This is a genomic window from Geobacter argillaceus (assembly GCF_007830735.1).
GTDB classification, from domain to species: domain Bacteria; phylum Desulfobacterota; class Desulfuromonadia; order Geobacterales; family DSM-12255; genus Geomobilibacter; species Geomobilibacter argillaceus.
This window is the reverse complement of sequence record NZ_VLLN01000004.1, coordinates 94,873-113,869: the sequence shown is the minus strand read 5'-3', so window position 1 is coordinate 113,869 and position 18,997 is coordinate 94,873. Positions and strand designations below refer to the sequence as shown.

Below are 18,997 nucleotides of genomic sequence, written 5' to 3'. Positions count from 1 at the left end.
ACCTGAGGTTTGCATGCAGTGCGGCACCTGCTGCGTGGCACCGGATATCACCACTCTGCAAAAACCGGTGGGGGTGCGATGCCGCCACCTGGACAGGGACAACCGGTGCCGGATCTACGCCGAACGGCCGACGGTCTGTCAACGGTACCGGCCGGATGCCATCTGCAGGGAAATCGCGGCCCCCGACCTGGAGGGCCGTGTTGCCCGCTACCTTTCGCTGTTCGGACTCGGTTGAGCGCCGTGCGGAAACGTCCGCAGGCTGAGAACGCCGTCCCGCCATTCCCCGTAGGAAAACTGGCTGATCCAGTCACCTAAGGAAAGGAGGACGGTTTTTCCGTTCTCTTCAAGGAACGGGCGATGGAAATGGCCGGTAATCACCACCTCGACCCCCTCGCGGAATCGCTCGGCAGCGAACCCCCGGATGATCCGGTCGTAGTCCCATCGTGCATTCCGCCGCGGCGCGGCCGCCTTTGATCGTGAGCCGAGCCGGTCGGCAATCGTCAGCGGCACGACAGCCGGCACCAGACGGGCAAGCAGGCGGGTCAGCCGGGAGTGGAACACGGCCCGCAGGCACCGATAGCCATAGTCGCGCCGATTCATCTGGTCGCCGTGACAGAGATAGAGCCGCCGGCCGTCCAGCTCCATGACCACCGGGCCGGGATGAACGGCAGCCTGCAGCGTCCCGGTGAACATTGGCCCCAGGTGGAAGTCGTGGTTTCCCTCCAGGCAGACCAGCCGCACACCGTTCAGGACGAGGCGCTGCAACCGTTCCAGAACCGGTTGGTACTGGGGATAGCTGATGCCGGGAGCGCCGAGCCAGAATTCAAACAGATCCCCGAGAACGAAGATGGTCTCCACCGTCCCGGGAAGGGTATCGAGGAAACGGAGGAGGTGCCGGTAATTGGCATCCTCCGGTCTCCGCAGATGGGCATCGGCAATAAAAATAGCGTGCATGCCGGGCACTATAGCCAAAATAGCGGTACAGGTAAAGGCAGAGGTAATGATACACAGCAGATCACGTTCCCCACACGTCTCCTTGCCAGCGGATCTCACCGTGCATGTTGCCCCGGACAGGAGGGGCTGATGGGGGTGGCCCGCGACGTTGAAATCATCTGGGACGACCTGATCGATGCCTTTGAAAACCCCGATCCGGGGCTGATCTACCTCCTCGACAGGAGTACCGGCGAGGTCTTTTTCATCCCGACCGACTACGAGGACGATGCGTTCTGGATGGAGGTGGCGCAGCATGGCGACCAGTACCTGCAGATTCCCGGCTTTGACTATGATCAGGAGCGCCTGCTGCTGCACCAGTTCATAAAAGGGATTCCGGATCAGCGGCTCAGACAGGTCCTGGAACGGACCTTCACCGGCAGGAGTCCGTACGGCCGGATTGAAGATATCCTTGCCTTCTATCCCGACGAACTGGACATGTTCCTGGCCCTCAAGGAAGAGTTGATCGCCGACCGCATCCGTCTCTGGCTGGAAGAACACGACATCTTCCCGGCCGGCACCACCTTTTAGAGGCCACATGACCCAGCACCCGCAAACGGCAAACAGGACCATCGCCGGCCTCGCCATCGTCGCGGCTGCCGTGGCACTGACCTATGCCGTGCGCCACACCGTCTCCTGTTTCCTCCTGGCGTTCGTCATCGCCTACCTCCTCGACCCGCTGCTGGTCCAGCTGGAACGGCGCAGATGCCCCCGGGCGGTCGGCATCGCCCTGCTCTACCTGGTTCTGGCCATCCTGTCCGCCTTTTCCCTCGTCTTCCTCGTACCGCTCCTGTCCGCCCGCTGGGAGGCACTGATCAGGGATCTCCCCCGCTACGTCATTCAGGTCAAGGCGATCGTTGCCGACCTGAAAACCCGTTTCACGCCGGTCTATGCGGCCGAGGAATGGAGCTGGCTCCTGGACACCACGACCGGCAACCTGGACTCAGGGCTCGGCTCAATCGGCTCCGGTCTCTACGCCACCGCATCGCGACTCGTCTTCAACCTTTTCAACCTGGTGCTGGCGCCGATTCTGGTCTTTTTCATGCTCTACTACAAGCAGCCCATCATCGACGGCATCAAGATCTGGCTCCCGTCCCGCCACCGTGAGGAGATCCTGGTCTTCGGCCGCGAGGTGAACGCCAGCATCGGCGGCTATCTCCGGGGGCAGCTCATCGTCTCCGTCATCGTGGCGATCATGTCGGCCATCGCCCTCTTCTTCCTCGACATCGACAACGCCCTGTTCCTCGGCATGTTTGCCGGTCTCGCCTCAGTGCTGCCGTTCATTGGCGTGATCCTGGCCACCATTCCGCCGGTCTTTTTCGCCTATCTCAAGTTCCAGACCGGCATGGCGGTAATCAAGGTGGTGAGCGCCTTTGCCGTCATCTATTTCCTGGAGGGGTACCTGATAAAGCCCCTCGTCTTCAAGGAATCCATGGACCTGAACCCCCTCATGACCATCATTGTCGTCATGGCATTCGGCGAGCTGATGGGATTCTGGGGGATACTCCTGGCCATCCCCATTGCCGCCGCCTTCAAGATATTCTCGAACCACCTGCGGCGCGGCGGCTTCGCCCGGGAGTCCTGAGACATGTCCGCAGAGCCTGCACGGCGCAAGATCGCCATCGCCCTGGCCCTCTGCTTCATTGCCCTGCTCGCGATGGGCTACTATCTCCCCCACACCTTTTCGGCAGTTCTCACCTCTCTGGTCATCGCCTACCTGGTCAACCCGGTCCTCAAATACCTGGAGGCACGGGGATTCGACCGGGTCACCGCCCTGATCCTTCTGTACGGGATCGGTCTGTTCGCCGTCTTTCTCGCCTCGTTCTTCTTCATCCCCTACCTGGGTCATCAACTGGACGCCCTGACCAAATCGATCCCCACCTACACAAGGACCCTCAAGAGAGCCATGGAGAGCTGGCAGGGGCAGGTGGCAAACCTATCCCAGGGTGCCGACATGAGCTGGGTGATGCAGCAGATCGACGATCTGACCGGCGAACTGGTGAAGGACATCTCCGGTCAGGGGTATCGGCAACTGCAACGGGTGGCATTCGGCGCCTTCAACCTGGTGCTGGCGCCGATCCTGGTCTTTTTCATGCTCCTTTACAAGCAGCACGCCAAGGACCTCATCAAGCGCCTGTTCCATCACGACGACCGGCGGCACCTCATCGACCTGGGCAGGACCATCAACCGCTCCCTGGAACGGTTCATCATCGGCATGATCGTCGATTGCCTGCTGGTAGGGCTTCTCACCGCCGGCGCCCTGGCCCTCTTGGGGATCGAGTTTCCGGTACTGAACGGCCTCTTTGCCGGCTTCGCCTCCATTGTCCCGCTCATCGGGGTCATGGTGGCGGTCATCCCGCCGACCCTCATCGGCTATGCCGAAACCGGCGATCCCATGATCATCCCCAAGGTCATTGCCGCCTACTTCGTGATCAACGTCATCATCGAAGGGAACCTCATCAAACCGCTGGTCATGCGGAGCACGCTGCGCCTGAACCCGCTGGCGGTCATCTTCACCGTCATGGCCATGGGAGAACTGCTCGGCTTCTGGGGTATCGTCCTGGCGATCCCCATCGCCGCGGTGCTGAAGATCTGCACCGCCGAGATGCGGGAACTTTTGACCGAACATGCAAAGTCGGACGGGCACAGGTAATTCATGAAACTGCAACTACTTAGCCCGGCAAAGGCCCTCAACAAGGCCTATCTTCGGCAGAGCCTCAAGCGCGACCAGATCGAGCTGTTCAAGGCCAATCTTGCCCGGATGTTCGAACGGCTCCGCTCGGACGAGCACGAAGAGCACCTGAAGAACATCGTTGCCGACTTCCTCAAGGATACCTGGTACAAACCCGGCTTTGAGATCAACACCAGCAAGCGAGCCGACCTTGTCATTCACAACGGCAAGAGTTCGGACGACAGCATCGGGGTCATCATCGAGACCAAGAAGCCGTCCAACAGGGCGGAGATGATCTCGCCCGAAAGGCCCAATGCCAAGGCGCTGCACGAGCTTCTGCACTACTACATGCAGGAGCGTTACATTAAAGGCAACCAGGAGATAAAACGACTCATCGTCTGTAACATCTACGAGTGGTACATCTTCGATGCCGCCGATTTCGAGCGGTTCTTCTTCGGCAATCAGAGACTCGTCAAGAGCTATAAGGACTGGAACGACGGGCTCCTGGTCAGCACCAACACCGACTGGTTTTATCAGGAGATTGCCAAGCCGTTCATCGAAAAGGAGCTGACCGAACTCCCCTGTACCTGTTTCGATCTGCGGGACTTCGAGAAAATCGCGCGCAATCCGGATAAGGTCGACGACAGAAAGCTGATCAATCTCTTCAAACTCCTCTCCCCTGCGCACCTGCTCAAACAGCCGTTTACCAACGACAGCAACTCCCTGAACCGGGAGTTCTACAACGAGCTGCTGCATATCATCGGCCTTGAGGAAGTTAAGGAGAAAGGGAAAAAGCTGATCGGGCGCAAACCGGAAGGGTCGCGCCTCGACGGCTCGCTGCTGGAAAACACCGTCAGCTACCTGAAGAACCGGAACCGCCTCGCCGGCATCGGCCGGCCCGAACAGTACGGCGGCAGTGAAGACGAGCAACTCTTCAGTATCGCCCTGGAACTCTGCATCACCTGGCTCAACCGCCTCCTCTTCCTGAAACTGCTGGAAGGGCAGCTGATCGGCTATCACCGGGGAGACCAGGCCCACGCCTTCCTCAACAGCAGACGGATTGCGGATTACGACGACCTGGACGAGCTGTTCTTCGACGTGCTGGCGGTTCGGCCGGCCGACCGGACCGAGTCGGTACGGAAAAAATTCGGCTCCATCCCGTACCTGAACAGCTCCCTCTTCGAGGAGAGCGAGCTGGAGCGGGCCACCATGCGGATCAACGAGCTGAAGAACCGGCACGATCTGCCGCTCTACAGCGCGACGGTGCTGAAGGAGCCCACCGGCAGGCGCCGCACCGGCGGCATGAACACGCTGCACTACCTGTTCGAGTTCCTCGATGCCTACGACTTTGCCGCCGAAGGGGCTGCCGAGATCCAGGAACAGAACAAGACCATCATCAACGCCTCGGTGCTCGGCCTGATCTTCGAGAAGATCAACGGCTACCGCGACGGCTCCTTCTTCACCCCCGGCTTCATCACCATGTACATCTGCCGCGAAACCGTCCGCCGGGCGGTGGTGCAAAGGTTCAACGAGCGCTACGGCTGGGACTGCGCCGACTTCACGGCGCTCTACAACTGCCTCGACAAGATCACGCTGCAGGAGGCGAACGAAACCGTTAACAGCCTGAAGATCTGCGATCCGGCAGTCGGCTCGGGCCACTTCCTGGTCTCGGCCCTGAACGAGATGATCGCCGTCAAGGCGGACCTGGAGATCCTGGCGGATCGGGATGGAAAACGGCTGCGCGGCTACAGCGTTGCCATCGAAAACGACGAACTGATCGTCACCGGCGACGACCAGCTCTTCAGCTACAACTACAGAGACCCGGAATCCCAGCGGGTGCAGGAAATCCTGTTCCACGAAAAAGAGACGATTATTGAAAACTGCCTCTTCGGCGTCGATATCAACGCAAAGTCGGTTGCCATCTGTCGCTTAAGGCTCTGGATAGAGCTGCTGAAGAACGCCTATTATCGTCGCGGCACCCTTGAGCTGGAAACCCTCCCCAACATCGACATCAATATCAAGTGCGGCAACTCACTGGTCAGCCGCTTCGCCATCACCGGCAATCCCGGCATCCTCCCCGGCGACCGGAAGAAGCTGAAAGAGTTGACCGAAAAGTACCGTAGCCACGTCTTCGACTACAAGCTCTCCCCTGCCAACAAGGCCCAACTGCGCAAGGTTATCGAGGGTCAGAAGGAAGACCTGCTGAAGTTCGGCTTGCCTAATGACAAAGACCTGGTTGAGTTGCGGCGGCGGGAGAACTTTCTCGACCAGTTGCCGCTCTTCACCCTGAGCAAGAAGGAGGCGGCTGAGCGGCAGAAGCTGACGGAAGAGGTGGAGGCGCTCAAGAAACGGTTCGAGGAAAAGCAGCGCTCGCTCTACGCCAATGCCTTCGAGTGGCGCTTCGAGTTTCCCGAGGTGCTGGACGGGAACGGGGAGTTCACCGGCTTCGACGCAGTTATCGGCAATCCGCCGTACATCCGCCAGGAGGCGATCAAGGAGCAGAAGCCGGCGTTTGTGGAAATGTTCGGCGACTTCTACTGCGGCACGGCGGACATCTACACCTACTTCTACAAGACCGGCCTGGGCCTGCTCAGGAACGGCGGCCTTCTCTGCTACATCGCCCCCAACAAGTTCATGCGGTCGGGCTACGGCAGGAACACCCGCGAACTGCTCACCACTGCGGCAACGCCGCTCATGGTCCTCGATTTCGGCGACCTGCCGGTCTTCGACGAGGCAACCACCTATCCGTCGATTGTGCTGGTGGAGAAGGCCCCCCCCTCAATCCCACCTTGTCAGGGGGGAAGGGGAAAAAGGCGAAGCAAGGCCCCCTCCCTGACAAGGGAGGGCGTGTTCCTCGCCGCCACCCTCACCGATCCTGCTCAGTTACAGAGGTTTGCCGAAACCCTCCCAGCCGTCGGCTTTACCATGCCGGTCAGCGCGCTGTCAGCCGACGGCTGGACCCTGGAGCGGCCGGAAGTCCTGGGGCTGATGGACAAGCTGCGCAACGCCGGCAAACCGCTCGGCGAGTATGTGGAGGGAAAGTTCTACTACGGCATCAAGACCGGGCTGAATGAGGCGTTCGTCATCGACGAGGAGACCAAGGCACGGCTGATTGCCGAAGACCCGAAGAGCGCGGAGATCATCAAGCCATGGCTGCGGGGGCGGGATATCAGGAAGTGGAAGGCGGAGCCGTCTGGAGTGCACATAATTTACATTCCATGGCGCTTTGATATAGAGAAATACCCCGCGGTTCTCAACCATCTGTTACAGTACAGAGACAAGCTCGAACAAAGAAACGAGGCGTTGACCGGGCGACATGAGTGGTACGCTTTGCAGCGGTATGCCTCTGACTATATTTGTGAATTCAATAAAAAGAAGATTGTTTACCAGGTATTTCAGGTTAAGCCGTTGTTTTTGATAGACAACACAGGTGTATTAACAAATAACGCGGCATACATTGTTCCAGATGCAGACGAGTATTTGCTGGCGTACTTGAATTCAAAACTTGGCTGGTATTTGATCCAGCAGTTTTGTTCTCCAATTCAAAATGGTTACCAACTAATGGCAACGTACTTCGGTAAATCATTAATCTATCCCGCAACTGCCGAACAGAAAGCCCCCATTATCGAGCTGGTGCAGAAAATCCTCACCGATCCCGACGACCCGGAAGTCCCCCGACTCGAAGCCGAGATCGACCGGCTGGTGTATGCGCTGTACGGATTGACGGGAGAGGAGATTGCCCTGATAGAGGGCGCCAACTGATGGAACCAGGCGTAGTCATTGGGGTAATCGCCGGCATCGTTGGTGCTTTTTTCATCGTGCGCTGGCTGGAAAAGCCGTGGAGCGGACTAAAGCTGCTCTTTGCCTGGCTGTTGCTGGCGGCCTTCGGTTTGAGCTGCGTTTCCGCATTTGTCGCCGGTCGGCTGGTGTTGCAAATGTTCGGCATGGAGAAGTCGCCCCTGATCTGGCTGGCTCCGTTGGGGGTAGCGCTCCTTTTTGTATTCACGCTGGTACGTCTTTATCCGGGAAGGAAATCGGATAGCTGAGGGCAGCCAGAGAGTTGCACATTGTTATGCAAATTGACAAGATGTTTTATATGCATTTTTGGAGGTGTACTATGCTTAACCAATCCCGCGAGATCGACCGCATCACCATCTCGGTTCCCCATACTCTCGCCCTGGAGGCGGATGCGCTTTCCACCGAACTGAAGGTTTCCCGCTCCGAACTGTACAAGACCGCCATGGAAAACTTCCTCGCCGAGCAACGTCGGCTGCGGGTCCGGATGATTGCCGCGGAGATGGCCGAGGAGTACCGTACCAACAAGGAACTTACCTCCATGTCGGCGCTTGATGGCGAGAATTTCGCATGAAGCAGCGCGATATCTGGTTGGTGAACCTCGACCCGACTGTCGGCGCGGAGATCCGCAAGACACGGCCCTGCGTGATTGTTGGCGATGACGCCGTGGGGGTGCTGCCGTTGAAGCTGGTTGCACCGCTTATCGACCTGAAGGAGCGGTATCGCTCCGTCCCGTGGATGGTCTGCCTGAAACCGGATCATCTGAACAACCTTACCAAGCCTTCGGCGATAGACCTGTTCCAAGTCCGTTGTGTCGCTGAAGAGCGACTGGTACGCAGGCTGGGGGAGATCACCCCTGCCGAACTTGACGAAGCCCGGCAGGCGCTGAAGCTGGTCTTTGGTCTGCAGTAGCACAAATGGATGGGGGCTTACAAAGCAAAACACCGGCCGCAAAAGAATCTGAGCCGAGAAAGCACAACCCATGACCAAAACAACCTACACCATCACCGGCATGTCCTGCGTCAACTGCGCCGGCCGGATCGAGAAAAAATTGGGCCAGACGCCGGGCATCGACCGGGCCGCGGTCAACTTCGCCATTGAGGAACTCCTGGTGGAGTTCGACGAGAGAGCCGTCACCTCGGACGAGATCGAGTCGCTGGTAACCGGCCTCGGCTACGGCATCAAGGCCCGACAGGGGAGCGGCGAACTCCGCTTCGGCGTCAAGGGGCTCCACTGCGCCTCCTGCGTCGCCACCCTGGAAACGAAGCTCCAGGCCAACCCGGCAATCAGTGCGGCTGTAGTCAACCTGGCCCAGGAATCGGCCCTGGTCCGCTACGACCCTGCCGCCATCGGCCAGGCGGAGATCTTCGCCCTGGTCACTGCCGCCGGCTACCAGCCGCAAGCAGACGAGGCGGCAGAGGAGGATGTGGCACGGGCCTTCCGGACGCAGCGGAACTGGTTTCTCTTCAGCCTTGCCCTGTCGCTCCCGATCATGGCCACCATGACCATGCACGGCAACCGGACTATCGGCTGGCTGGGCCTGCTCCTCGCCACCATCGTCCAGTTCACCGCCGGCCTCACCTTCTACCGCGGCTCCTGGTTCGCCCTGAAGAGCAGAAGCGCCAACATGGACGTCCTGGTGGCCCTGGGGACCTCGGCCGCCTACTTCTACTCCCTGGCCGCCTTTTTCGGTCTGCTCGGCGGCCACGGCGAGGTGTTTTTCGAGACCTCGGCCATGCTCATCGCCTTCATCCGCCTCGGCAAGTACCTGGAGGCACGGGCCAGGGGAAAGGCGAGCGAGGCGCTGAAGAAGCTTCTGCGGCTCCAAGCCGACAAGGCCCGCCTCCTGGTGGACGGCGAGGAACGGGAGGTGCCGGCCGCCCTGGTAAAAGTCGGCGACATCGTCCTGGTCAGGCCCGGGGAGACAATACCCGTGGACGGCGAGGTAATTGACGGCCGCTCCATGGTGGACGAATCCATGGTGACCGGCGAGTCGCTGCCGGTGGAAAAGAAGGCCGGCACCGGCGTCACCGGCGCTACCATTAACACCAGCGGCGTCATCCGGGTCAGGGCGACCAGGGTGGGCGAAGCGACCCTCCTGTCCCAGATCGTCAAGATGGTCCAGGAAGCCCAGGCGGACAAGGCCCCGATCCAGCGGTTTGCCGACCGGGTCTCGGCCCGGTTCGTGCCGGCGGTCCTGGGGCTTGCCCTCATCACCTTTGGCGGCTGGTACCTGTTCTCCGGCCACGGTTTTCTTTTTGCCTTCAAGCTGGCCATCGCCGTGGTGGTCATCGCCTGCCCCTGCGCCATGGGACTGGCCACGCCGACCGCCATCATGGTGGGGAGCGGCATCGGCCTCACCCGCGGCATCCTCATCAAGCGCGGGTCGGCGCTGGAGCAGATCGCCTACCTGAACGCCCTCCTGCTTGACAAGACCGGCACCATCACCCTGGGCAAGCCGGTCCTGACCACGCTCCTGGCGGTCAAGGGGGTGGACGAGCTGCGGCTTCTGGAGTGCCTGGTCGCGGCCGAGTCCCAATCGCTCCACCCGCTGGCCCGGGCCGTGGTGGAAAGTGCCGCCAAACGGGGCGTCACGCCGGGCGCCGTGGAAGAGTACGAGGAACGAGGGGGCTTCGGGATTTCCTGCCTCTACAATGGGGTACGGCTCCTGGCCGGCAACAGCCGGCTCATGAAAGAGGCCGGCGTGAACATCGAGCCGCTGGCGGAAAACGCCGAACGGCTGGCCAGAGAGGGCAAATCCCTGATCTGGATCGCCGCCGGCAAGGCACTGGTCGGACTCGCGGCCCTGGCCGACCCGATCAAGGAGACCTCGGCCCGTGCCATTGCCGACCTGAAGCTCCTCGGCATCCCCTGCACCATGATCACCGGCGACCACCGGGACGTGGCAGCGGCCATCGCCCGCCAGGCCGGTATCGACGGCTTCGAGGCCGAGGTGCTGCCGGACCGGAAACAGCAAGTAGTGCAGGAGTATCAGAAGAAAGGGCTCTTCGTCGGCATGGTGGGGGACGGCATCAACGACGCGCCGGCACTGGCGAGGGCCGACGTGGGGATCGCCATCGGCGGCGGCACCGATGTGGCCAAGGAGACCGGCGACATCATCCTGGTCAGGGACGACCTGATGGACGTGGTCCGGGCCGTCAAGTTAGGGCGGGCCACCCTGGTCAAGGTGAAACAGAACCTCTTCTGGGCGCTCTTCTACAACGTCCTCGGCATCCCGATCGCGGCCGGCCTCCTCTACCCGGCCTTCGGCATCACCCTGAAACCGGAGTTCGCCGGCCTGGCCATGGCCTTCTCCTCGGTCTCGGTGGTCAGCAACTCGCTGCTATTGCGGCGGGTGGTGAAACGGCTGTAATAACATTCAACGCGGAGGGACGCGGATAGGACGGATTTACACGGATTCTCAAGATTCATTGCTGTTTTCCTTATCCGCTTTCATCTGCGTTAATCCGTGTTGAATTGCCTTTGGTCTTTCTTTTTGGTTAAGGACTCGCCATGACACAAACGCTCTTGCTACTCCTGCTCCTGCTGACCGTCGCCTGCCTCGTCCTTCTCGTACTGCTGCTGAGGCGCGGTGGTGGGGAGACCGCTGGCCGGCTCGATCTCCTGGATCGTTCCCTGGAGCGGAGCGAACGCGCCCTGCGCGACGAACTGGCCCGTCTGCGGGAGGAGATGGGGCAACAGGGACGGGAGGGACGCGAGGAGCAGGGAAACGCCCTGCGGGCCTTCGGCGAGTCGCTCCTGAAACGGATGACCGACATCGCCGGCTTCCAGAAAACCCAGTTGGATACCTTTGCCGAGCAGCTGAAGACCCTGACCCAGCTGAACGAACAGAAGCTGAACACGCTGCGCGAGACCGTGGAGAGCCAGTTGAAGAGCCTGCAGGAGGACAACAGCGCCAAGCTGGAACAGATGCGGGCCGTGGTGGACGAAAAGCTGCACGCCACCCTGGAAAAGCGGCTCGGCGAATCGTTCAAGCTGGTGAGCGACCGGTTGGAGATGGTCCACAAGGGGCTCGGCGAGATGCAGAGCCTGGCAGTGGGGGTCGGGGACCTGAAAAAGGTCCTGACCAACGTGAAGACAAGAGGGAACTTCGGCGAGATCCAACTGGGGAGCCTCCTGGAGCAGCTCCTCACCCCGGAGCAGTACGCCGCCAACGTGGCCACCCGGCCGGGGAGCAGCCAGCGGGTGGAGTTCGCCATCAAGCTGCCGGGGAAGAGCGACGTGGGCGAGCAGCCGGTCTGGCTCCCCATCGACGCCAAGTTCCCCCAGGAGGACTATCTGCGGCTATTGGAGGCCCAGGAGCAGGGGAACCCAGTCCTGGTGGAGGAGAGCTCCCGCCAGCTGGAAAAGGCCGTGCAGCTCATGGCCAGGGACATCCGGGACAAGTATCTGGCGCCGCCGCACACCACCGACTTCGGCATCATGTTCCTCCCCACCGAGGGGCTCTATGCCGAGGTGCTCCGCCGTACCGGCCTCTGCGAGACCTTGCAGCGTGAGTGCCGGGTGGTGATTACCGGCCCGACGACCCTGGCGGCCCTGCTCAACTCGCTACAGTTGGGCTTTCGCACCCTGGCCATCGAGAAGCGCTCCAGCGAGGTCTGGTCCCTGCTGGGTGCGGTGAAGAGCGAGTTCGCCACCTTCGGCGACATCCTGGAGAAGACGAAAAAGAAGCTGCAGGAAGCGGGGAACAGTATCGACGCGGCCTCGGTCCGCTCCCGGGCCATCGAGCGGAAGCTGAAGAACGTGCAGGAGATGCCGGCCGGGGATGCGACAGGGGTGGTCGGGACCGGCCCCGAAGGAAACGAGGCGTGAGACGGTTCTGCTCTCTCTTGCTGATACTCTTCTGCTGCTGCGGAGCAGCCGCGCCAGTCGCGCCCCGCGGCCAGGAGCGGGAAGAGCGCCAGATCGGCAGGCTGCTGGCCGACCTCAGGCTTGCCCTGGTCCAGGCAGAAGAAGATAACGATGCCCTGGAAAAGGCAGCGACAGCCGTTACCCCCTTGGAACCGGCCCAACGTGAGCAGGACATCGAATCCCTGCAGGAATGGTATGCCGACTACACCGGCTGGCTCCAGGGACGCATCGCCGGTCACGACGCCGACCTGGCACTTCTGCGGGCCGGCAAGGAGCCCCTTGGCAGCGCGGCGGACGGCTATCGGCAGGCAGCGCGCACCAGCCGGGAGTTGGGCAAAGAGCTGGCATCCCTGGAGAAGGAGTTCCGCCAGGAGCAGAAGCGGCTGACCAGGGCGCTGGAACGGCGCACGCTGCTGGAAAACCGGATGCGTGACCTGCAGGAGGAACTGGCCGGACTCGGCGAGGAGCTTCATGGCAAGCCGTCCCGCAAGTCCGAAAAACTCAGGAGCATGCTTACCACTCTGCAGAACGAACTTCTCACCCTTCCCCGGATCGACACCGCGCTCCTCAAACACTACTTCGTGCTTGCCGAACGCTGCCGGGGAACCGGTGAGCTGCTCGCCCAGCAGGTCGCACTCTTCGACGCCGTTGCCGGCGTTGGCGGCCCAACCGGCCGTGATCGGGGGAACGCTGACGAACGCGTCGCCGAAGCCTACCAACGGCTCATCGGCGCACTTGAAGCTCAGGCTGCGCGGCTGAAGAGCCGGTTGGACGAGTTGGACCGGCGAAGCTCCCGGGTGACGCCGGCGGGGACCTTGGGCGAGGTCGAGCGCTCCGCCGAGCTGCTCGCCTACTACGAAGAGTTCCGTCAGCAGCTCGGGGAACGACTGGACCGGCTGGGAGTCCTGATAGGCGACTACCGGTTCGAACTCTCGACCGCCACTCCGGGCCGACACGACTGATTGCACGCTGCCGGCAAATGGTGTACCATGCCGCCGGATTTCCATTAACGTTCAGGATACCACCGTGACCAGAGAAATCATTCTCATAGCAGGCGCCTACCTGCTCGGCTCCATTCCCACCGGCCTGCTCCTGGCCAAGGCCGCCGGCGTCGACATCCGCGCCGCTGGCAGCGGCAACATCGGCGCCACCAACGTCTACCGGACCCTCGGCCGCACCGTCGGCGTCCTCACCCTGGTGGGGGACTGCCTGAAGGGACTCCTCCCGGTCCTTGCCGCACGCTACCTGGGGCTTACCGATGCCTGGATCGCCGCAGCCGGCCTGGCGGCCTTTCTCGGCCACGTCTACACGGTCTTCCTCGGTTTCAAAGGGGGAAAGGGGGTCGCCACGGCCCTCGGCGTCTTCCTGGGGGTCTCTCCCCTGGCAGTCCTCGGCGCTCTGGCGATCTTTGTCCTGCTGGTCTGGAAGTGGCGCTACATCTCGCTCGGCTCCATCTCTGCGGCAGCAGCCATGCCGATCCTGGTGGCACTGCTGGACCGCCGTCCCGAACTGGTGGGGATGACCGTCGTGGTGGCAGCCCTGGTGATCTGGAAACACCGGGAGAACATTGGCCGCCTGCGGGACGGGACGGAAAACCGGTTCAAGGCCTGAATCCATCGCGGAATGATTAGAAAAAGTGACCGGGGTTCCCGCTTCGGGTAGATTGGTGCCTCGTTTATGTCATGAGGTGCCCCCGGGATGAGGGAGCAGCATCAACGTAATGTCGTAAAGCCGCAGCGGGCCGATTCAAAGGTCTGGGTGGCTTTTTTGTTTTTGCAGATGGGGTGCGAATGGTTGCACTGCTAATATTTTTTTCATGTTCACTTACTCAATGATCACAGGCGGTATTGCAGCACTTGCGGGAGTTCTTTTCCTGTCGGTAGAGGCAATCCGAGCGTACCGCCGAAGACGATTGAAGTAGTAGGAAAAAGAGGGAATTTACAGCCCAAGTTCACGATGAGAACCAAGACGAACTAAGTCGAGATAGTTGTCATCCGGCTTCCGGTAAATCAAGATCAAATCTGGCCTGATGTGGCAATCCCGATGATCAGCCCAATCGCCGGAAAGAGGGTGATCGAAGTTTCGACGCGGTAAAGGCTCATCGACGGCGAGAAGATTCACAACTTCCATCAGGTCGGCATCAACTGTTTTCCCGTGCCGTCCTGATTTTTCCCGTTTGTAGTCGCGTTTGAAACGGCCAGTGAATCTAATCTCGCGCATTCAGCTTTCCAAGAAGGTTGTCAGCGGAACCAACCGTTACTAGTTCACCGCGCCGAGCGGCTTTCATAGCTTCGATAGTTTCATTATTGGGGACAAGCGGTTCAAACGGCAGAACCTTTTCCTTGGCTATGCGCATCATCAACATGCGGAAAGCGTCAGAAGCAGTAAGGCCTATAGAAGCAAGAACCGCTTCAGCTTCAAGCTTTATATGTTCGTCTATCCGCGCACGAACGACAGAATTCAAAGTTGCCATAATCTTTCTCCTTTGAGCTACATTGTAGCCCAAAGACTGTAACGGGGCAAGATTATTTCCACTACGAAAGCGGGAGACGAATGTCCAACTTGCGGCTCGACCAGACCGCCCGCAAATACTGGGCGGGCTGGTCAGCCTTATGGCGTTAATGTGGCTTAATTCGACCACAATCATTGCAAACTCGGATTGACACTCCGAGTTTGCAATGATAAATTCCCCCCATGATACCACGCCCCCTTTACAGTGACGCCGTTTCACGAGCGCTGCTGCGTTCTCCGGTCACCGCCCTGCTCGGTCCGCGCCAATGCGGAAAAACTACGCTGGCGCGGCTGATCGGCCAAGAGCGTGAAGGACACTATTTTGACATGGAGTCGCCCGTTGACCGGCAGCGCCTCCAAAACCCCGAACTCGCGCTCGGCTCTCTGTCGGGACTGGTAATTATCGATGAAATTCAACTTGTCCCCGAACTATTCGGCATTCTGCGGGTGCTGGCGGACCGTCCGGACCAGCCTGCCCGCTATCTGGTACTGGGTAGCGCGTCTCCCCATATCATTAAGAGGATTTCGGAAACCCTTGCCGGACGGATTGAGTTTGTTGATTTGTCCGGGTTCAATCTTGCGGAAATATCGCCGGAAGAGCGAGACCGTCTCTGGCTGCGCGGCGGGTTTCCCCGTTCGTTTCTCGCCGGCAGCGAGGCAGACAGCCTTGCTTGGCGGGAAGGATTCATCCGTACCTTCCTGGAACGCGATATCCCGCAACTTGGGATAACCATTCCCGCCACGGCCATGCGCCGGTTCTGGACCATGCTGTCGCACCTCCACGGCCGGACATGGAACGCCTCCGACTTAGGTCGCTCCATGGGCCTGTCGGACAAAACCGTGCGCCATTACCTGGACATCCTCACCGGCACCTATATGGTCAGGCAGTTGCAGCCCTGGCATGAAAACCTGAAAAAACGCCAGATAAAGTCACCCAAGATTTACCTGCGCGATACCGGCTTGCTGCACAGCCTGCTGAATATTCCCGGAATGGGAGAACTCTGGGCGCATCCACGGCTCGGTGCATCATGGGAAGGGTTCTGCCTGGAACAGGTGGTGGCGGCTCTGAACACGCAAGAGGTTTATTTCTGGGCTACCCAGGGTGGAGCGGAGCTAGATCTGCTTTTCTTCTCGGGCGGAAGGCGATTTGGCGTGGAGTTGAAGTTCAACGAAGCACCGAAAGTCACCAAATCCATGCAGAGCGCACTGACGGACCTCTCCCTGGCTCATCTCTGGGTGGTGTATCCTGGCGCGGTGCGCTACGCTGTCCATGAAAAGATCACCATGCTGCCGCTGGCGGAGATTGCCAGCCTGCCTGCGGAGATTTTGAAATAGAAATGTTCCATTCGGGGGGATGAGCGGTTCACGCGCACGAGTGCGTGGGGCTGGTCAACAAGTACCTACCAGGTTCGCGGTAAAGACGGTGATAAGCTGATTATTCTTCTCGGAGGCGGAACTAAAAAAGGGCAGCAAAAGGATATCAACAAGGCAGAAGCCATCTGGAAAGAGTACAAAGAACGAAAAGCCAAACAGAAAAAGAAATCGATTTAGGGAGGACAAAATGGCCCTGACAAGAGACTTCAAAGAAACCATAAAAAAACGGGTTGAGTGCGACCCCGATTTTGCCAAATCACTGCTTCATGAAGCGGTCGATTTATTGCTCGATGGCGATTCAGCAACCGCCAAACTGATTTTAAGAGACCTCATAAACGCAACAGTCGGATTCGAGCGATTAGCCGCAGAAGTTCAAAAGCCAAGTAAAAGTCTTCACCGCATGCTTTCCGCTTCCGGAAATCCAACCATGGAGAATCTATCGACTATCTTCGCCACCATTAAAAAATCCCTCCATGTCAGAATTGAAACCACTGTCATCGCAGTCTGACAGCAATATAAAACTGAAATTCAAACACTTATGCTGCGAGTCCCGCCTGAAGTCCATGCCCGTGCCGCCATGATGGCTGAAGCTCACGGAATGAGCCTCAACCAGTGGGCTGCGGATATTCTTTCAAAAGCTTCCTGAAAAGGCAAAAACAGGGCGTAGAGTCTGACCACGCAGGACCGGCTTCACCCCATCATCGCCTTCAGCCGGGCAAAGGTGTTGCTGGCCAGCTTGTCACTCTCCTCCTCGCTGACAACCCGCGTGCCACTCCCCCCCTCCACGTTCAAGAGGTCCGCCGGTATCTCGTCGAGAAAACGGCTCGGCTGCCGCTCCTCCATCCTGCCGTACTTCTTGCGCCGCTCGCAGCGGGTGATGGTCAGGTGTTTGCGTGCCCGCGTGATCCCCACGTAGCAAAGGCGGCGCTCCTCTTCCACGGTGCCGCCGTCCTCCATGGACCGCTTGTGGGGGAGGATATCCTCTTCCAACCCGACCAGAAAGACGTACGGAAATTCCAGCCCCTTGCTGGCATGGAGCGACATGAGGGTCACCGCATCCTCGCTCTGCTCCTTTTTGTCCTTGCCGGTGAAGCGGTCCTCATCCATCAGCGCCACCTTCTCCAGGAAGCCGGCCAGGGTGGCACCCATGGTCCGTTCCTCGTAGGTTGCCAGGGAGTTGACCACCTGCTCCACGTTCTCCATCTTGCGCCGCGCCACGTTCCGGTCGTCCTCGGTCCGCTGGAGTTCCGCGTCGATGCCGAGCCTCTGGAACAGCTCGCTGGCATGCAGGGCCAGGCGTCCCCGTTTGAAGCGGGCCGCCTCTTCCCGGAGCATCGTGCAGAAGGCCAGGATCTTGATCCGCACCGGCTCGGCAATACCCGGCAGTTCGTCCACCCGGGCAAACGCCTCCAAAACAGTACAGCGGTGCTCAAGTGACCACTGGATCAGCTTGGTGGCCGTACCCTCGCCGATTCCACGCCGGGGAAAGTTGACGATCCGGAGCAGCGCCTGTTCGTCCGCCGGATTGGCAAGGACCCGGAGATAGGAAAGAACGTCCTTTACCTCCTTCCGGTCGTAGAACTGCATCCCGCCGACCAGCACATAGGGGATGCCGGCCATCCGGAGCTGTTCCTCAAAGGCCCTGCTCTGGGCATTGGTCCGGTAGAGGATGGCGAAGTCGCCATAGGCGCGGTCGTGCCGCACCCGCTCCGCCTGCAGACGCTCAACCACCAGCGTCGACTCGGCTTCGTCATCGCCGGCCACCACGAGGTCGATGGGCCGCCCTTCGCCGGCAGCGGTCCAGAGGGATTTGGCCTTGCGCTGGACGTTCCTGCGGATCACGCTGTTGGCCGCGGCCAGGATGTTGCCGGTGGAGCGGTAGTTCTGCTCCAGCTTGATCACCCGGCAGCCGGGGTAATCCTCCTCGAAAGCGAGGATCTTTCGCACGTCGGCCCCGCGCCAGCCATAGATGGACTGGTCGTCATCCCCCACCACGCACAGATTCCTGGTCCCGGCAGCCAGGAACGAAATCAGGAGGTACTGGGCAGCGTTGGTATCCTGGTACTCGTCCACCATCAGGTAGCGGAACCGCTCCTGCCAGTGGGCCAGGACCTTGGGATGGTCCCGGAGCAGCCCGACGGTCAGCAGGATGATGTCGTCGAAATCGACGGCATTGCACGCCTTGAGGGCCGCCTGGTAGCGGGGGTAGACGCGGGCCGTGGCCAGTTCCACATCGTTGCTCCAGCGGGGCTCGTAGCGGTCCGGGGTCTGCATCTGGTTCTTGGCACCGGAGATCTTCCAGAGGATCAACTCCGGCTTGATGACCGAACTGTCCAGTCCCGCCTCCCGCATCACCTGACGGAGCAGCCCCACCTGGTCGGCGGTATTGTAGATGGTGAAGCCGGGACGGTACCCGAGATGGTGGATCTCGCGGCGCAGTATCCTGACGCAGAGGGAGTGGAAGGTGGCAATGATCATCCCTTCGCACGCCTTGCTCCCCACCAGCTCGGTCAGCCGTTCGGCCATCTCCTTGGCCGCCTTGTTGGTGAAGGTGACGGCCAGGATGCTTTCCGGCGGCACATGGCGCTCCTTCAGGAGATAGCCGATCCGACAGGTAATGACCCGGGTCTTGCCCGAACCGGCGCCGGCCAGGACCAGCAGCGGCCCTTCGGTCTGGCGAACGGCTTCGAACTGTTCGGGATTCAGGTTGGCGAGATACGGTTTGGCCATAATGTCGGGAACACCGGTTGTGATGGAGGATCGGAAAACGGGAGGGTATTTGTA

At 60.2% G+C, this 18,997-nt stretch carries 19 protein-coding genes; 15 read left to right on the top strand and 4 right to left on the bottom strand.

What is annotated here, in order from left to right; genetic code table 11:
• Nucleotides 1-13: 13 nt before the first annotated feature.
• Nucleotides 14-235 (top strand): YkgJ family cysteine cluster protein, encoded by a 222-nt coding sequence (locus JN12_RS04630; protein WP_145018894.1) that lies wholly within the window; start codon nucleotides 14-16, stop codon nucleotides 233-235.
• On the opposite strand, the gene JN12_RS04625 is transcribed toward JN12_RS04630, so the two are convergent.
• Nucleotides 208-954 carry a UDP-2,3-diacylglucosamine diphosphatase gene (locus JN12_RS04625; RefSeq protein WP_145018891.1) on the bottom strand — a complete coding sequence of 249 codons (747 nt, stop codon included), beginning with the start codon at nucleotides 952-954 and terminating at the stop codon, nucleotides 208-210. The two genes, JN12_RS04630 and JN12_RS04625, sit on opposite strands and share 28 nt — an antisense overlap.
• A gap of 129 nt (nucleotides 955-1,083) precedes the next feature.
• Between JN12_RS04625 and JN12_RS04620 the strand changes: the two genes are divergently transcribed.
• The 11 genes from JN12_RS04620 (at nucleotide 1,084) to plsY (ending at nucleotide 13,939) form a co-directional block, all read left to right on the top strand.
• Nucleotides 1,084-1,521, top strand: a complete 438-nt coding sequence (locus tag JN12_RS04620; RefSeq protein WP_145018889.1) for a UPF0158 family protein — start codon at nucleotides 1,084-1,086, stop codon at nucleotides 1,519-1,521.
• Nucleotides 1,522-1,528: 7 nt separating this feature from the next.
• Nucleotides 1,529-2,575, top strand: coding sequence for an AI-2E family transporter (locus tag JN12_RS04615; protein WP_145018885.1), 1,047 nt, complete (start codon nucleotides 1,529-1,531; stop codon nucleotides 2,573-2,575).
• A 3-nt stretch (nucleotides 2,576-2,578) separates the two neighbouring features.
• Entirely contained in the window at nucleotides 2,579-3,643 is a 1,065-nt protein-coding gene (locus tag JN12_RS04610) for an AI-2E family transporter (protein WP_145018882.1), read from the top strand.
• Between the two features lie 3 nt (nucleotides 3,644-3,646).
• Nucleotides 3,647-7,423, top strand: a complete 3,777-nt coding sequence (locus tag JN12_RS04605) for a class I SAM-dependent DNA methyltransferase (RefSeq protein ID WP_145018879.1) — start codon at nucleotides 3,647-3,649, stop codon at nucleotides 7,421-7,423.
• Nucleotides 7,423-7,707: a hypothetical protein gene (locus JN12_RS04600; RefSeq protein ID WP_145018876.1), complete on the top strand. Its 285-nt coding sequence runs from the start codon at nucleotides 7,423-7,425 to the stop codon at nucleotides 7,705-7,707. The genes JN12_RS04605 and JN12_RS04600 overlap by 1 nt, the downstream gene beginning before the upstream one ends.
• A 71-nt stretch (nucleotides 7,708-7,778) precedes the next feature.
• Nucleotides 7,779-8,030 carry a hypothetical protein gene (locus JN12_RS04595; RefSeq protein ID WP_145018873.1) on the top strand — a complete coding sequence of 84 codons (252 nt, stop codon included), beginning with the start codon at nucleotides 7,779-7,781 and terminating at the stop codon, nucleotides 8,028-8,030.
• Nucleotides 8,027-8,368 (top strand): type II toxin-antitoxin system PemK/MazF family toxin, encoded by a 342-nt coding sequence (locus tag JN12_RS04590; protein WP_145018870.1) that lies wholly within the window; start codon nucleotides 8,027-8,029, stop codon nucleotides 8,366-8,368. Before JN12_RS04595 ends, JN12_RS04590 begins: the two co-directional genes overlap by 4 nt.
• Before the next feature lie 70 nt (nucleotides 8,369-8,438).
• Nucleotides 8,439-10,829, top strand: a complete 2,391-nt coding sequence (locus JN12_RS04585; protein ID WP_145018867.1) for a heavy metal translocating P-type ATPase — start codon at nucleotides 8,439-8,441, stop codon at nucleotides 10,827-10,829.
• A gap of 140 nt (nucleotides 10,830-10,969) precedes the next feature.
• A complete protein-coding gene (locus tag JN12_RS04580; protein ID WP_145018864.1) occupies nucleotides 10,970-12,289 on the top strand; it encodes a DNA recombination protein RmuC in 1,320 nt (439 codons plus the stop codon).
• Entirely contained in the window at nucleotides 12,286-13,290 is a 1,005-nt protein-coding gene (locus JN12_RS04575) for a hypothetical protein (protein ID WP_145018861.1), read from the top strand. Before JN12_RS04580 ends, JN12_RS04575 begins: the two co-directional genes overlap by 4 nt.
• Nucleotides 13,291-13,354: 64 nt before the next feature.
• Entirely contained in the window at nucleotides 13,355-13,939 is a 585-nt protein-coding gene (plsY, locus tag JN12_RS04570; protein WP_145018859.1) for a glycerol-3-phosphate 1-O-acyltransferase PlsY, read from the top strand.
• Nucleotides 13,940-14,266: 327 nt separating this feature from the next.
• On the opposite strand, the gene JN12_RS04565 is transcribed toward plsY, so the two are convergent.
• Nucleotides 14,267-14,548, bottom strand: a complete 282-nt coding sequence (locus JN12_RS04565; protein WP_145018856.1) for a type II toxin-antitoxin system YafQ family toxin — start codon at nucleotides 14,546-14,548, stop codon at nucleotides 14,267-14,269.
• The gene (locus JN12_RS04560; RefSeq protein WP_145018853.1) at nucleotides 14,535-14,801 is read right to left on the bottom strand and encodes a type II toxin-antitoxin system RelB/DinJ family antitoxin; all 267 of its coding nucleotides are present in this window, start codon (nucleotides 14,799-14,801) and stop codon (nucleotides 14,535-14,537) included. Before JN12_RS04560 ends, JN12_RS04565 begins: the two co-directional genes overlap by 14 nt.
• Before the next feature lie 221 nt (nucleotides 14,802-15,022).
• Between JN12_RS04560 and JN12_RS04555 the strand changes: the two genes are divergently transcribed.
• From JN12_RS04555 to JN12_RS20965, 3 genes are all read left to right on the top strand, one after another.
• A complete protein-coding gene (locus JN12_RS04555; protein ID WP_145018850.1) occupies nucleotides 15,023-16,174 on the top strand; it encodes an ATP-binding protein in 1,152 nt (383 codons plus the stop codon).
• A 226-nt stretch (nucleotides 16,175-16,400) separates the two neighbouring features.
• Entirely contained in the window at nucleotides 16,401-16,721 is a 321-nt protein-coding gene (locus JN12_RS04545; RefSeq protein ID WP_145018847.1) for a helix-turn-helix domain-containing transcriptional regulator, read from the top strand.
• 30 nt (nucleotides 16,722-16,751) lie between these two features.
• The gene (locus tag JN12_RS20965) at nucleotides 16,752-16,859 is read left to right on the top strand and encodes a toxin-antitoxin system HicB family antitoxin (protein WP_281287714.1); all 108 of its coding nucleotides are present in this window, start codon (nucleotides 16,752-16,754) and stop codon (nucleotides 16,857-16,859) included.
• Between the two features lie 44 nt (nucleotides 16,860-16,903).
• Here JN12_RS20965 and JN12_RS04535 read toward each other — a convergent pair whose 3' ends face one another.
• Nucleotides 16,904-18,943 (bottom strand): ATP-dependent helicase, encoded by a 2,040-nt coding sequence (locus JN12_RS04535; protein WP_145018844.1) that lies wholly within the window; start codon nucleotides 18,941-18,943, stop codon nucleotides 16,904-16,906.
• Nucleotides 18,944-18,997 lie beyond the last annotated feature (54 nt).